We start from the raw sequence: 13,922 nt of genomic DNA, 5'->3' as shown, positions 1-13,922 counted from the left end.
TCGCTATTACGCCGGCGGCCCATCCTGCTCTCGGGCCGCCGGCGCTTCCAATTCCAAGTCATCGTGAAAGTCGCAGATCATGGTTGACCGCAATTCTTCCCTCGCCGTTCTGGCGATGATTGCCTGTGCCAGCGCGCTTGCAACCCCTGCCATGGCCGAGGATGCGCCGATCGTCGTGATCGGCACGGGGCTTGAACAGACCCCGGGAACGCCGGCCTATTCCACCGTCGCAATCGAGCGTGAGGCGATCACCTCTTCGGCTTCGGGCCGGATCGAGGATGTGCTCTCGTCGGTCGCCGGGTTCCAGCAGTTCCGCCGGTCGGACAGCCGCGCCTCCAACCCCTCGGCGCAAGGCGTGACGCTGCGCGCGCTGGGCGGCAATGCCACCAGCCGCGCGCTGGTGCTGCTCGACGGCGTGCCTATGGCCGATCCGTTCTTCGGCTATATTCCCTTGTCGGCCATTGCGCCCGAGACGCTGGGCAGCGTACGCGTGACTCGCGGCGGCGGGTCGGGTCCGTTCGGCGCGGGCGCGCTTTCGGGCACGATCGAGCTGGAGAGCGCAGGGCCCGAGACCCTGGGCCTGTTCAACGCGCAGGCGCTGGTCAGCCAGCGGGGCGAGACCGAGGCGAGCGCCTCGATCGCGCCAAGGCTGGGGCAGGGGTTTGCCGTGCTTTCGGGCCGGTGGGACCGGGGCAAGGGCTTCTTCACCACGCCCGAGGCGCAGCGCAGCGCCGCCAGCGTGCGGGCGAAGTATGAATCGTGGTCGACATCGCTGCGTGTCGTCGCGCCGCTGTCCGACACGGTCGAGTTGCAGGCGCGCACCCTGGTATTTCGCGACGACCGCGTGCTCCGCTTCAAGGGCGCGAATACGTCAAGCGAGGGGCAGGACGCGAGCTTGCGCCTTGTGGGCCGGGGCGAATGGCAGTTCGATGCCATCGGCTATGTCCAGGCGCGCAACTTCACCAACATCGTCGTCTCGGCGGCGAGCTTCAAGCCTACGCTGGACCAGTACGACACGCCCGCGCAGGGTCTGGGCGGCAAGTTCGAGCTGCGTCCCCCGGTCGGCGGGAACGACGTGCTGCGCCTTGGCGTCGACTGGCGGCGCGCTTCGGGCACGATGAAGGAAAACGCGATCAGCGGCGTGACCGGTGCCGTCACCGCGCGGCGCAAGGCGGGCGGGGTCAATACCGACCTTGGGTTTTATGCCGAGAACGACCTCACGCTGGGGCCGGTGGTGGTGACCGGAGGCCTGCGCGCCGATCGCACGACGATTGCCGACGGCTTCTTCGAGGTTAGCAACAACGCAGGCCTGTTGACGAGCCGGACGACCTATGCCGACCAGTCCGACTGGACAGTGACGTGGCGCGGCGGGGCCGTGTTCCATGCAGGCGATGCCATCGCGCTGCGGGCGGCGGCCTATTCGGGCCTGCGCCAGCCGACGCTCAACGAACTGTACCGCCCGTTCACGGTGTTCCCGGTGACGACGCAGGCCAATGCCACCCTGCGCAACGAGACGCAGAAGGGCTATGAGGCGGGCATCGACCTGACGCCTGCTGCGGGCGTGCGGCTTTCGGTGACCGGTTTCGACAACCGCATCGAGGACGCCATCGCCAACGTGACCATCGGCACCAACTTGCGCCAGCGCCAGAACGTCGACCAGATCCGCGCGCGGGGAATCGAGGCGGCGGCGCATCTGGAGCGCGGACCCGTCCGCTTCGATGGATCGCTCGCCTGGACCGATGCCGAACTGCGCAACGGTGCGGCATCGGTGCTGACCGGCAAGCGACCGGCGCAGACACCGCGCTTTTCGGCTTCGGCAACACTGGGGATCGCGCCGGCCGATGGCTGGCAGGTGGCGGCAACACTGCGCCATGTCGGCCAGCAGTTCGAGGACGATCTCGAGCAGGACAGCCTGCCCGCCGCGACCACGCTCGATGCTTTCGTGATGGTGCCGCTGGCGGGTGGAGCGAGCCTCGTGCTGCGTGGCGAAAACCTGTTCGACAAGGATATTGTCACGCGCAATTCGGGCGGATCGATCGACCTGGGTTCGCCGCGCACGCTCTGGGCCGGCCTGCGCTTCGCGATGTGATCGCATGAAGCCGGCGCGTGTCCTGATCGGCGTAGCGATGGCTTCTGCCTCTCCTGCCGTGGCGCAGGACGCGGGGGAGATTGTCGTCACCGCGCCTGGCGGGATGATCGATATGGACGAGGCGCGCGGGCTCGATCTTGCGGGCCTCGATGCTTCAGGAAGGCCGGACCTTGCCCGCGCGCTGGAACGCAGCGTGCCGGGGCTGACGCTGGCCGAGGCGAGCGGCAATGCCTGGCAGGCGGCGATAAACTGGCGCGGATTCTCGGTCTCGGCGCTGCAGGGAGCGGAGCAGGGGCTGGCGGTCTATCTCGACGGGGTGCGCTTCAATCAGCCTTTCGGCGATGTCGTGCTGCTCGACCTGCTGCCCGATGCGGCGCTGGTTTCGGCACAAGTCAACGAGGCCAATCCGGTGCTGGGGCGCAATGCGCTGGCGGGATCGCTGATCCTCCAGACCGGGGATGGTACGAGCCTTTCCGGCCTGCGCGCCAGTTTCGATCTCGACAGCGAAGGCAGCAAGGGCGGCACGGTTTCGCTCGGGCTGGCGGACGATGCGGGCGATCTGCTGCTGCTGGGCGATTTTCGCGACGAGCCGGGCTGGCGCGTGGCGAGTCCTTCGCGGCTCTATCGCGGTCTCGCCAAGGGACGGCACAAGGGGGAGGGCTGGGGGCTGGAGCTTTCCCTGCTCGGTGCCTCGACATCGCTGACCGGCAATGGCGTGGCGCCTGTGGAACTGCTCGATGCCGATTGGCATGCGGTGTTCACCCGGCCCGATACGACGGACACGCGCTTCGTGCGGCTGGTGGCAGCGCCGTGGGTGGAAGCGGGCGAACATGGCCGGGTGGAACTGCGCGGCTATCTGCAGGATCTGATCAGGCGCAGCGCCAATGGTGATCTGGCCGACTTCGGTGCATGTGACGACGATGCCACGTTGTTGTGCGTGGGCGACGAGGACGAGGGTTACGGCGAAGCGCTGCTTTCGAACGGAGCCCGCGTTGCCGGGGGCGACGAGGAACCGGCGGTGTTCAACCGCGGCGAGGAGCAGACCCGTGCCTGGGGCGGGACGCTGCAATGGCTCGACGAGCGCGAGACCACCAGAGGGCCGCGCCGCATTGCGCTGGGGCTTTCCTATGAGCATGCATCGACGCACTTTGGCGCGATGAGTGAACTGGGGGAACTTGAGGAAGACCGTTCGGTAACCCCGCTGCACTTGCCGCTGATCTCGGCAGGCGGGTCAGTTTCGCCGGTGGACGTGGGGTCCACCGTGTCCGACATTGCCGCCTTTGCCAGCATGGAACTGCCGCTGACGCGCGCGCTTTCGGTCGAGGCGGGGGTGCGCGCCTCGCACAATCGCGTGGGTTTGGATGATCGCATCGGGACGGCGCTCGATGGTTCCCACACGTTCGACGCGTTCAATCCGTCGGTGGAATTCGACTATCGGCTGGGCGGCAGGGTCCACGCGACGGCGGGCTTCTCGATCACCACGCGCAACCCGACGCCCGCCGAGCTGAGCTGTGCCGACCCGGAAGCGCCGTGTACGCTGGCGAACTTCTTCATTGCCGATCCGCACCTGAAACAGGTGCGCGCTCGCAACTGGAACGCGGGGCTTTCGGGCGAGGGCGAAAGGTTCGACTGGCGGGTGAATGCCTGGCGGGCCGATACGCGCGACGATATCCGCATGATCGCCTCGCGGTTTCGCGGGCGGGCCTATTTCGCCAATCTCGGCCATTCGCGACGGCAGGGCGTGGAAGCCTCGGCGCAGTGGCGGCAGGGGGCGCTGCACGTCTCGGCGAGCTACGCCTTTACCGACGCGCGATTCCGCGATGGCTTTGCCATGTCGAGCCCGCAGAACCCCTCGGCGGACGAGGATGGCGTGATTGCGGTGGCGGCAGGCGACCAGCTTCCGGGTGTGCCACGCCATGCGGTGGACCTGCGGCTGGCGCGCGAGGGGGCCGGTTGGGGCGCGGGCATGACCATGCGGGGACGCTCGGGCCAGTTCCTGTTCGGCGACGAGGGCAACGACAGGCCGCGCACCGGCGCCTATGCCGTGTTCGATCTGGACGGGCGGGTGAAGGTGTCCGAGAGGTTCGAGATCGTGGCGCAGGTGCGCAACCTGTTCGATCGCCGCTATGCCACGTTCGGCACATTTGCCGAAGTGGACGACATCGATCTGGCCGAAGCGCCGGGGGCACAGAACCCGCGCGCGCTGGCACCGGGCGCGCCGCGACGGTTGACGGTGTCGATCAGGGCGCGGTTCTAGACTGGATTTTGGGCAGCAGCTCTGCCTCCAGCGGCGGGTAGAAGTGCGAGACGCTACGCTGGAGTTCGTATCGCGCGGCCTTGAGGCTGGCGAAGCGTAGGGGGATGGGCACCTCGCCTGCCTCGGTCATGTCGAGGCCCGCGCTGACCGAGGCGCGCAGGATCTGTTGCAGCCAGTCGAGCCAGTCGCGGGTCTGGGCGATGGCCGCCGTGCCGTTGTCGAGCGGGCCGTGGCCGGGGATGAGCTGGCGGTGCGCCAGCGCGGCCAGCGCATCGAGCGAGCTGCGCCAGGCGGCAAGGTCGGCATGAGGGGTGGACGGCGCGCGGTCGTGAAAGACGAGGTCGCCTGCGATCAGCGTGCCGGTGCGTTCGTCCAGCAGGGCAAGATCACCGCCCGAATGGCCCTTGAGCGCGAGCAGGCGCAAGGGGCGGTTGCCGATGGTGAGCGTGCCTTGCGCGATGTCGCCCTGGGGCAGGACGACGTGCGTGTTCTTCATCCAGTCTGCGAGCAGGCGATACATCGCATCTGAAAAGCCTTCGCCATCGCGTTCGAGATCGGCGCGGGTGGCAGGCAGGGCGTGGACGATAGCGGGATCGAACGCAGCCGCGCCCATTGCGTGATCGGGGTGGAGGTGGCTGATGAACACGCGCGCGACCGCCTTGCCGGTGAGGCTTTTGGCGAGTTGGCCGAGCGCCTGGCCGTGCGCCATGCTGACGCCGGCGTCGAACAGGACGGGGCCATTGTCGGTCGCGATGATAGCGGTATTGGCGATGGCGCCACCGTTGGCAAAGGCGATCGGCTCGTCTGCGCCGCGCACCAGCCAGACACCATCGGCAACCACATCGGCGCGCGGGCGATAGGTGCCGGCGAACTGTTCGGCCAGTGCTGCGGCGGGAAGGGCAAGGCCTGTGCCGAGCAGGCAACGGCGCGAGAGATTCACAGGCTGGCGGCGCCTGCGAAGACCAGACCTGCGCTGTCGGTGGCCGAGAAGGTGATCGGGCCGTTCCTGTCCTGCACCAGCACGGTGAAGGCAGGGTCTTCGGAGACCGAGCCGTTGACCTGCATCTGGCCCAGCGGGGTGCCGTCAGCGGCGCGGATCGTGAGGCGTTCGATGTTATAGGCGGCGATGTTCTCGACCAACCCGGTGTCCATCGGGTGGCGGAAGGTCATGCGCAGGCGTGTCAGCCCGCCGGATTCGCCAAAGGCGGCGGCGCGGGTTTCGCCAAGGTGATCTGCCCAATCGCCCTTGACGCGGCTGACGGGAGGGGCCGAGCAGCCGCCGCCAGCAGCATCGATCCAGCCGCCGCCCAGATGCCAGGTGCCATCGGCGGTGAGCACGGCGGCGCGCACCGGAGTGCGCTGGTCAAGTTTGATGCGGGTGGAGAGGTACGCTGCAGCGGCGGTGGGGGCATAGTCCACCGCGACCGGAATCGGGTTGAGATCGGCGTAAAGCACGATGCGCCGCACATCGGGCAGGGCGCGGGCATCGACCGTCACGGGAAAGACGCGCTGGTTCTCGGCGATCTCGGGCATGTGGACGGCAACGCGGCTGTCGAACTCCACGGGCGCGCTGCCGAACAGGCGCTGGGCGTGGAATTCCCACATGGGGGAGCCGAGCGGATCGGCGGGCAAGGGTGCTGCCAGCGCGAGCGAGGGCGCGGCAAGCAGAATTGCAGGGGCCATCAGGCGGATCATCGGCGCATTCTCCCAAAGGCCAATATAGAACGCGGTAAGTCGTGCGCATATTGGACCAAGGACCAATCGGGAAAGGGCGAGGCATGGGGCGCGCACGCGGAAGATGGCTGGTGCTGGCACTGCTGGGCGCGGCGCTCCCGATGGCGAGCGCGGGTCAGGACCGGACGCCAGCGGCAGCAGTCGAGGGTGATTTCGATGCTCAGGGCTATCGCGCCACGCGTTATCGTGCGCCGGTTGATCGTCTGCCTGCCCCTGCGCGCCGGATTGCGCTGGACAGGGCGCTGCGCTGGCATGCGCAGGGAGAAGCGCTGTTCGTCGATGTCTTGCCGGTCGAGGGCGGATTTCGCGATAGCCTGACGGGCGTGTGGCGGCTGAGCCAGCCCCATGCCACGATTCCGGGCGCGCAATGGCACCCCGAGACCGGCCGCGCCGCGCCTGAACCCGCACTGTGGCGCGGGGTGGAGCGCGCAGTGGCGACGGCGCGCAAGAGCCGGCCGCGCCTGCCGGTGGTGCTGTTCTGCCGCGCCGATTGCTGGATGGGCTGGAACGCGGCCCGGCGGCTGGCGCGCGGCGGCGTTGCCCGTGTCTACTGGCTGTCCGAGGGCATCGATGGCTGGAACGCACGTGGCAGGCCGCTGGTCGACGCGCGCCCGGTTGCGGTGCCGGACGCGCCTTAGCCGTCAGCCGTGTTCGAGCCTTGGTTCGACCCGCATCAGCGAGACGGCGGTGCGGCGCGGCTGGGCGAGCATGAAGTGGGCGGCGACGGCGATGTCCTCGGCGCGGAGCATCCGATCGGCGTTGATCGCCTCGCGCTGCGCCTCGGGCGGATATTCGGGGTACTGGAAATCGGCACCGGTAAAGCCGGGTTCGATCAGGCCGACCTTGATGTCCTTTTCGGCAAGTTCGGCACGGAAGGCGCGGGCAAAGCCCTCTACGCCGCTTTTGGCCGCGACGTAGACAGAACTGCCCTTGCCCGTCGACACCGCCGACATCGAGCCGATCAGCACGATGTCCGAGCCTGCCTTCATGCGATGCGCGGCCTCGCGCGCAGTGACGATATAGGCAGTGAAATCGGCCTCGATCTGGTAGCGCAGTTCGGTCTCGTTGACCCCCATCGGCGTTTGCGCGGGCACGGCCGCATTGACCACCGCGATGTCCAGCCCGCCAAGGAACGCGTCGGCCGCGGCGAAGAAGCGGTGGAGCTGGTCGGGATGGGTGACATCGATGGCGATGCCGTCTGCGCAGCCCACTTCGTTGATGCGCGCGAGCGCGTCGGCCAGGTGCTGTTCGTCGCGGCCGCAGATGAACACCTTCACCCCGCTGGCGGCCAGCAGCACCGCAATGGCGCGGCCGATGCCGGTGGTGCCGCCGGTGACGATGGCACGGCGGCCCTTCAGATCAGGACGGGCGGTATGGGCGTCGGACAGGTCTGCGGGCGTGGCCATCGTGTTCTCCTTGCCGCGCCGTGAGCGGCGGGGACTGTGGCAAGGGTAACGGGCGGACTGCGCTTCCGGTTTCGGTGCTTGTGCAAATGCTGTCAGGCCGCGCGGGGCCAGCCTCGCAGCAAGGCGCAGTAATCCTCGAACCGCACGGGGCGCGAGATGATGTAGCCCTGCAACGTGTCACAGGCATTGGCCGTGAGCCAGGTGCGCTGGGATTCCAGTTCGACGCCCTCGGCCACGGTTTCCATGCCGAGCATCCGGGCAAGGCCGATGATGCCGAGCACGATCTTCTGGTCGGGCCCGGATTCGGCAACGCGGGTGACAAAGCTGCGATCGATCTTGATCGTGTCGACCGCGCAAGTCTGCAGGTGCGCGAGACTGGAATAACCGGTGCCGAAATCGTCAAGCGCTACCGCGATGCCGCGTGCATGAAGTGCCTGGACGATTCCGTCGGCGCTTGCGGGATCGGTCAGGACCGAGGTTTCGGTCACTTCGACCTCGAGCAGGCTTTCGTTCGCGCCGTGTTCAGCAAAGATCCGCGCGATGCGGTCGGGCAGGTCGGGGGTGAATTCGGACGCGCCGATGTTGACCGCGAGCCGCGCGGGCAGGCTATTGCGGGTGAGGGCGACCTGGGCGCGGGCGGCTTCGCTCAGCACCCAGTCGGTCACGTGCGAGAGCAGCCCGGCACGTTCGACCACGGGGATGAAATGAGCGGGCGAGAGCCGCCCGAGCAGCGGGCTTTCCCATCGCACCAGCACCTCGGCGGAGCGCGGAAGGCCGGTCTCGGCGTTGACCTTGGGCTGGAAGTGGATGTGGAGCTGGCCCTGTTCGATCGCATTGACCAGTTCGGAACGGATCGAATTGGCAAGGCGCATTTCGGACAGCTCGGGTCCGTCGAGCGCAAGCAGACGCGCGCCGCCATCGCGCTGGAGCAGGCGCGCCGAATCCTTCATACGGTCGAGCAGGGCCTCGCACGGTTCGTCAGCCCGGATCTGCGCCGCGACAATCGAGAGCGCGATGCGTGCCGATGATTTGCCGATCGCCCAGCGATCGCGCAGATCAAGCCGGATCAGGGGTTCGAGCGCCTTGCGCAGGCGCGGCAGGTCGGCAGCCGTGGTTGCCCATGCATGGCTGTGCAGGCGGAACGCGGTCATGCCGCTGCGGCGGGCAAGGCGCATGACGATGCGATTGAGGTGCGCGCCGTTCTCGCTGTCGAACCGGCGGGCAAGTTCGGGCTGGGTGTCGATCTTGATGACCGCAACGGCCTGGCCTTCGCCTGCAGCTTCCATATGGTCGAGCAGTTCGGCCCGACCGGCAATGAGGGGGGCAGCGGCCGGCATGGCGGCGTTGCGCGTCGCGGCCTCGCGCTGGGCCACGTTGCGCAAGTGGGTTTCGACCGCCGCGATCAGCAGGTCATAGTCGACGGGCTTGACGAGGTAATCGTCCGCGCCAGCCTTGCGCCCCTCGATCACGGTCTGGCGATCGTCGAATGCGGTGAGGAAGACGAAGGGGACATGCGCAAGGTCGTCGTCGCGCGCGCGCAGCCGTTCGAGCAACTGGATGCCGTTCATGCCCGGCATCTGCATGTCGCACAGGATCAGGTGCGGATGACCGGCATCGATCAGCGGCAGCGCGGCTTCGGCATTGGGCGCCTGCCCGACGGTGAAGCCATGGTCGGCCAGTTCCTCGGCGATGTCGCGCAGGATCTCGGGTTCGTCCTCGATACACAGGATGCGGAACTGGTCCGGCGAATAGGCGGACATCAGGCGGTCTCCCAGAGTTCGGTAACGGTGGCGCAGGCAAGCGGCAGGCTGGCGGTGACGATCGTGCCGCTGCCCGGAGTCGAGCGGATGTCGAGCAAGCCGCCGTTGGCGTCGAGCAGGGTGGTGGCAAGGTAGAGGCCGGTTCCGGCGCCGGGGACGGCGGTGCTGTTCGCGCCGCGATAGAAGCGCTCCTGCACACGGGGCAGGTCGTCGGGCGGGATGCCGGGGCCTTCGTCGGCGACGGTGATCGTCGCCCTGTCGCCGCCAAGCGCGGCCGAGACCGTCACGCGGCCGGGTTCGGGCGTGTAGCGGCAGGCGTTCTCGATGATCGCGGCAAGCGCGCTGTGGACGAGCGCGCGATCGACGAAGACCGAGGTCGTCTCGGCCCCTTCGGGCAACGCGACCTCGACCTCGCGCGCACCGCAGGCCGAGGCGACGGCCTCGCGCACGAGGCGGCCGAGCGCCACGGGCGCGGGCTTGCAGGTGGTCTGGCCGTCTTCCATGCGGATGAGCTGCATCGCGCTTTCCATGACGTCGCCGATGCGCGCGGCGGCGCGGCGGATCATGTCCGAACGTTCCACCACGGTTTCCTCGGTCAGGCGCGCGGCGCGGCGGCGCAGGATCTGGCCCGAGCTGTCGATCACGGTCAGCGGGGTGCGGAATTCGTGGCTCAGGATATTGATGAAGCGGCGCTGGCCGCTGGTGACTCGGCGTTCGCTGTCGAGCGCGCGGCGCATTTCCTCTTCCTGTTCGACGATCAGGCGATGCGCCGAGCCGAGCTTGCGACCCATGCCGACAAGACGGTCGGCAAGGCTGTCGATCTCGCTGACGCCAAAGCGCGGGGCCTCGTGTTCGTAATCTCCGGCGCCGATCTGGGTCATGACCTTCTCGACCGCGCGCAAGGGACGGGCGACGCGGCGGCTCATCGCGCGGGCGCGCCACAGCAGGAAGACAAAGAACGCAGCGTAGAAGGCGACGAGGATGGCGAGCATGTAGAGCCCGACCTTGACCAGCTGGTCGTGGAGCGCGTTGGCATCGGCAAGGATGTTTTCGGCAGGGGCAAGCAGGACGAGCGTCCAGCCCGGACCCTCGACGCGGACGTTGGCGGCAAGCATCTCGCGCCCGCCCACGGTGAAGCTGTTGACCGCGGTGCGTCCGCTGGCGACGGCGTTGGCCAGGCCTTCGAGCCCTTGCCGGCGTGCGATGCTGAAATTGGCGGGCTTGAACGTATCGGAATGGATCGCCTCTTCGTAGGAGTGGTCCTTCAGCTCCGCGATGCCGAGGTCGTTCCCGGCCTTGGGCGGCAGGGCGAGGATCGTGCCATCGCGGCCCACCAGCATGGCATAGCCCTGCCAGGGCAGGTCGAGTGCGAGGATGCGGTCGATCACCGTATCGACGGTAAGGTCCATGCCGACGACGGCTTCGAGCTTGTCCGGTCCGTAGACCGGGGCGATCGCCGAGACCATCCATCCGCTTCCGGCAGGATCGACATAGGCATCGGTCCAGACGACGCGGCGCTGCGGGTTGTGCCTCGCGTCGGCCTCGTAATAGAAGTTGTACGAGGGGATGTTCATTTTCGGCGCATATTGCCGGGTCACGTCGAAGTAGGGGTAGATGCGGTTGTAGCTGTCCCAGGTGTTGAGATAGACCTGCTGCACCAGCGGCGAGGCCGCCTTGAGGTGGCGCATCGTGTGGTCGAGCCGCACTGTGCGCCAGACCTTGTCCATCTCTTTCCCGCCGACCGGTTGAATGCCGCTGTAGAAGCTGGCGGTGTCGTCCCTTCCGCCGCGCGTGGTGCGCAGCGCGCCATCCGCGCCGAGCCGGTAGCGGGCCTTTTCCGAGGGCTTTACCGCTGCGGGCGTTGCCAGAGCCTCGCCGGTCTCGTCGGCAAAGACGCGCGCGAGGCCTTCGACGCCCGAAAGCGTGGCCTCGATGTTGGCGGCCTCGCGCGTGGCGATGTCGACCAGGTAATCCTGCGAGAGCTTGCTGACCGTCTCGACATTGCGATGATAAGTGAAATTACCCGTTGCGTAGTAACTGGCAAGGAAACCCAGCTCGATTAGGCAGAGCGGGATCACGGCGGTGCGCAAGTAGGACGCGCCAAGCCAGCGGGCCAGAGGCACCTGCCTGGTAGAACTGGCATCGTTGGGACTTGAAGGCACCGGGCACCTGCGTTCGTGGGACGTCCGGATATCGTAAGAAATCGCTAAATATGGGTTTTGGGGACGTAGCGGAAAACACCATGAGTACCCTGCGCCATCCCGCAGACGCGGCCCTTGCGCCTCTCCCTCCCGGCCACGGCGAGGCGCTGGAGCTGCTTGCGCTGATCGACCGACCCTTGTGGGTCTACGATTTTGCGGGGCAGCGGATCAGGTGGGCAAATCGCGCAGCGCTGGCCTTCTGGCGCGCGGCGTCGGTCGAGGCATTGCTGGCGCGCGATTTCGTGCCGCTGGCGCTGGGCACGATCGAGAGGCTCGACAACCTGCGGCGCGCGCTGGCGCTGGGCGAGACCCGGCAGGAGCGCTGGACGTTCTACCCCGATGGACTGCCCTGCCAGCGCGATTGTCGCCTGTCGGGCGTGCGGCTGGCGGACGGGAGCATCGGAATGCTTGTCGACGCGGGCGCGGACGACAACCGGCCGGGCGGCGGTACGCCCACCGATTTTCCCTACGAGCTGCGTGCGATCGAAGCGGTGCGCCAGTCGCCGCTGATGATCTCGCTGGTCACCGAGACCGGGCAGTGGCTGATGCACAATCCGGCGGCCGAGACGTTGGTGAGCCGGCTGGGCGTTCCCAACCTGCCGCATCTTGACGGGTTCGCCGCGCTGTTTGCCAATTCGGGCGAAATCGCCGCGCTGCGGGCCAAGGCGCTGGCCAAGGGTACCGCGCAAGGCACGCTGCGCATGGCAGGCAAGGCCTATCGCATGCACCACGTGACGCTGCGCAGAGTGGCCGATCCGGTGACCGGGCGGCTCTCGCTGATGGTTTCGCAACAGGACGTGACGCGCGCATTCCGGATGGAGCAGCGGCTGCACAAGGCGCTCGCGCGCGAAAAGGCGGTGACCGAGACGCAGCGCCTGTTCCTTTCGGTGACGAGCCACGATTTCCGCACGCCGCTGACGATCATCGACGGCGCAGCGCGGAGGATCGCGCGGCTGGCGGAGAGGGTCGGAGGCGAAAAGGGCAGCGTCGTGGCCGAGCGGGCCGAGGCGATCCGCGCGACGGCGCGGCGCATGGTTCAGGCGGTCGACCGCACGCTGGGCTGGACCTCTATCGCGGAGGGTCGCGTGGCTTTCCAGCCCGAGCCGGTGGACTTGCGCCTGCTTGTCGAAAAGGCAGTGGCGAACCAGCGAACGCTGCATGTCGACCGGGTGTTCACGATCGAGACGGGCGAGGTGCCGGTCCTCGCGCTCGACGCCGGGCTGATCGAGCGCTCGCTCGACAACCTGCTTTCCAACGCGGTCAAGTATTCGCCCTTCGGCGGACCGATCGGGGTGAAATGCGTGCGACGGGGCAGGCGAGTGGAGCTTTCAGTGACCGATCACGGCATCGGCGTGCCGGGGGCCGACTTCAAGCGGCTGTTCACGCGGTTCTTCCGTTCGCGCAATGCGCTGGGCACCAAGGGCACGGGCATCGGGCTGAGCGCGGTGAAGTTCTACACCGAGATGCACGGCGGCAAGGTTGCCGTGCGCAGCGAGGAAGGCAAGGGCTCGACCTTCACGCTCAGCTTCCCGGTGCGTTAGAGCGGTTTCAATCGAGGAATGGTTCGGTCGTTTCGCGCCGGCCGCGCAGGAAGGCGTCGGCGACGAGCCGCAGCGGGGCGACATCGACATCGCTGCGCCCCTGATGGATGAGCCCGGCAAAGTGCGCATAGAGCGCCGGATATTCGCGGTCGGCGCCATGGCGGATGCCATCGGGTAGCGAAAGCACCGCGCCGCCTTCGGCAAGGCGCAGCGTTCCGGCGTCGGTTTCGACCACGATATCCCAGCTTTGCGGGCCGGTCTGGCGCCAATCGAGGTCCATATGGATCGCGGCTCCGCAGGTGTCGCGGAAGGTCATCACGGCAGCGATCGGCGCGGCGCGGTTGGCGGGCAGTTCGAGCCGCGCGTCGGTGAGGAAGAAGGGCTGCGGCAGGATGTGCGTGGCGATCGAGAGCGCATTGATCCCCGGATCGAACACGCCGAGGCCGCCCGGCTCCCAGATCCAGTCCTGCCCCGGATGCCAGACGCGCACGTCCTCGCGCCAGATGATCTCGACGCGCCGGATGGCGCGCTCGGCCAGCCAGGCCTGCGCGGCATCGACGCCGGCGGCATAGCGTGAATGCCACGCGGCAAAAAGCGTGGCGCTGGTGGTTTCGGCCTGGCCCTGCAGCGCGGCAACTTCGGCAAGGGTCGCGCCCGGCGGCTTTTCGAGCAGGACATGGATGCCGCGTGCCAGCGTCGTCGCGGCCAGATCGTGGCGGACCTGCGGCGGGGTACAGAGCGCCACCGCGTCGACGGCCGGGCCTTTCGCCAACAGATCGGCGAGGCTTTCGAAATGGGGCACGCTCTCCAGCCCCGGATCATGCGGGTTGACCGTGGCGGCCAGGGTGAAAGCGGCGCTGCCGGCAATGGCGGGCAGGTGCTGGTCGCGCGCGATCTTACCGAGGCCGACGACCGCGATGCGGATCGGGTCCAT

The 13,922-nt window shown here is 67.8% G+C and carries 10 protein-coding genes; 4 read left to right on the top strand and 6 right to left on the bottom strand.

Annotated elements, in window-relative coordinates; all coding sequences use genetic code 11:
* Positions 1-79: 79 nt before the first annotated feature.
* Positions 80-2,089 (top strand): TonB-dependent receptor plug domain-containing protein, encoded by a 2,010-nt coding sequence (locus tag AC2A04_RS13330; protein WP_484212836.1) that lies wholly within the window; start codon positions 80-82, stop codon positions 2,087-2,089.
* 4 nt (positions 2,090-2,093) lie between these two features.
* Complete coding sequence (locus AC2A04_RS13325) at positions 2,094-4,346, top strand: TonB-dependent receptor (RefSeq protein WP_484212835.1); 2,253 nt, start codon at positions 2,094-2,096, stop codon at positions 4,344-4,346.
* Here the strand turns inward: AC2A04_RS13325 and AC2A04_RS13320 are convergent.
* Together AC2A04_RS13320 and AC2A04_RS13315 are read right to left on the bottom strand one after the other, a co-directional pair.
* Positions 4,330-5,286: a quinoprotein relay system zinc metallohydrolase 1 gene (locus tag AC2A04_RS13320; protein ID WP_484212834.1), complete on the bottom strand. Its 957-nt coding sequence runs from the start codon at positions 5,284-5,286 to the stop codon at positions 4,330-4,332. The two genes, AC2A04_RS13325 and AC2A04_RS13320, sit on opposite strands and share 17 nt — an antisense overlap.
* Positions 5,283-6,041 (bottom strand): quinoprotein dehydrogenase-associated SoxYZ-like carrier, encoded by a 759-nt coding sequence (locus AC2A04_RS13315; RefSeq protein ID WP_484212833.1) that lies wholly within the window; start codon positions 6,039-6,041, stop codon positions 5,283-5,285. Before AC2A04_RS13315 ends, AC2A04_RS13320 begins: the two co-directional genes overlap by 4 nt.
* An 83-nt stretch (positions 6,042-6,124) precedes the next feature.
* On the opposite strand from AC2A04_RS13315, the gene AC2A04_RS13310 reads away from it, so the two are divergent.
* Positions 6,125-6,718, top strand: coding sequence for a rhodanese-like domain-containing protein (locus AC2A04_RS13310; protein WP_484212832.1), 594 nt, complete (start codon positions 6,125-6,127; stop codon positions 6,716-6,718).
* A gap of 3 nt (positions 6,719-6,721) precedes the next feature.
* On the opposite strand, the gene AC2A04_RS13305 is transcribed toward AC2A04_RS13310, so the two are convergent.
* From AC2A04_RS13305 to AC2A04_RS13295, 3 genes are all read right to left on the bottom strand, one after another.
* On the bottom strand, positions 6,722-7,486 hold the full coding sequence (locus AC2A04_RS13305; RefSeq protein ID WP_484212831.1) for an SDR family oxidoreductase: 765 nt from the start codon (positions 7,484-7,486) through the stop codon (positions 6,722-6,724).
* A 92-nt stretch (positions 7,487-7,578) separates the two neighbouring features.
* Positions 7,579-9,246 carry an EAL domain-containing protein gene (locus tag AC2A04_RS13300; RefSeq protein ID WP_484212830.1) on the bottom strand — a complete coding sequence of 556 codons (1,668 nt, stop codon included), beginning with the start codon at positions 9,244-9,246 and terminating at the stop codon, positions 7,579-7,581.
* The gene (locus AC2A04_RS13295; protein WP_484212829.1) at positions 9,246-11,369 is read right to left on the bottom strand and encodes an ATP-binding protein; all 2,124 of its coding nucleotides are present in this window, start codon (positions 11,367-11,369) and stop codon (positions 9,246-9,248) included. The genes AC2A04_RS13300 and AC2A04_RS13295 overlap by 1 nt, the downstream gene beginning before the upstream one ends.
* Positions 11,370-11,488: 119 nt before the next feature.
* On the opposite strand from AC2A04_RS13295, the gene AC2A04_RS13290 reads away from it, so the two are divergent.
* Positions 11,489-12,988 (top strand): sensor histidine kinase, encoded by a 1,500-nt coding sequence (locus AC2A04_RS13290; RefSeq protein ID WP_484212828.1) that lies wholly within the window; start codon positions 11,489-11,491, stop codon positions 12,986-12,988.
* A 7-nt stretch (positions 12,989-12,995) separates the two neighbouring features.
* Here AC2A04_RS13290 and AC2A04_RS13285 read toward each other — a convergent pair whose 3' ends face one another.
* Positions 12,996-13,922: a Gfo/Idh/MocA family protein gene (locus AC2A04_RS13285; RefSeq protein WP_484212827.1), complete on the bottom strand. Its 927-nt coding sequence runs from the start codon at positions 13,920-13,922 to the stop codon at positions 12,996-12,998.

The organism is Novosphingobium sp. HNCC26DJ243 (assembly GCF_057180545.1).
This window is presented reverse-complemented; position numbering and strand designations above follow the sequence as displayed.

Coding starts and splice junctions, on each gene's coding strand:
- AC2A04_RS13330 (WP_484212836.1), top strand. CDS start 80: ATGGTTGACCGCAATTCTTCCCTCGCCGTTCTGGCGATGATTGCCTGT.
- AC2A04_RS13325 (WP_484212835.1), top strand. CDS start 2,094: ATGAAGCCGGCGCGTGTCCTGATCGGCGTAGCGATGGCTTCTGCCTCT.
- AC2A04_RS13315 (WP_484212833.1), bottom strand. CDS start 6,041: ATGATCCGCCTGATGGCCCCTGCAATTCTGCTTGCCGCGCCCTCGCTC.
- AC2A04_RS13310 (WP_484212832.1), top strand. CDS start 6,125: ATGGGGCGCGCACGCGGAAGATGGCTGGTGCTGGCACTGCTGGGCGCG.
- AC2A04_RS13305 (WP_484212831.1), bottom strand. CDS start 7,486: ATGGCCACGCCCGCAGACCTGTCCGACGCCCATACCGCCCGTCCTGAT.
- AC2A04_RS13300 (WP_484212830.1), bottom strand. CDS start 9,246: ATGTCCGCCTATTCGCCGGACCAGTTCCGCATCCTGTGTATCGAGGAC.
- AC2A04_RS13290 (WP_484212828.1), top strand. CDS start 11,489: ATGAGTACCCTGCGCCATCCCGCAGACGCGGCCCTTGCGCCTCTCCCT.
- AC2A04_RS13285 (WP_484212827.1), bottom strand. CDS start 13,922: ATGGACCCGATCCGCATCGCGGTCGTCGGCCTCGGTAAGATCGCGCGC.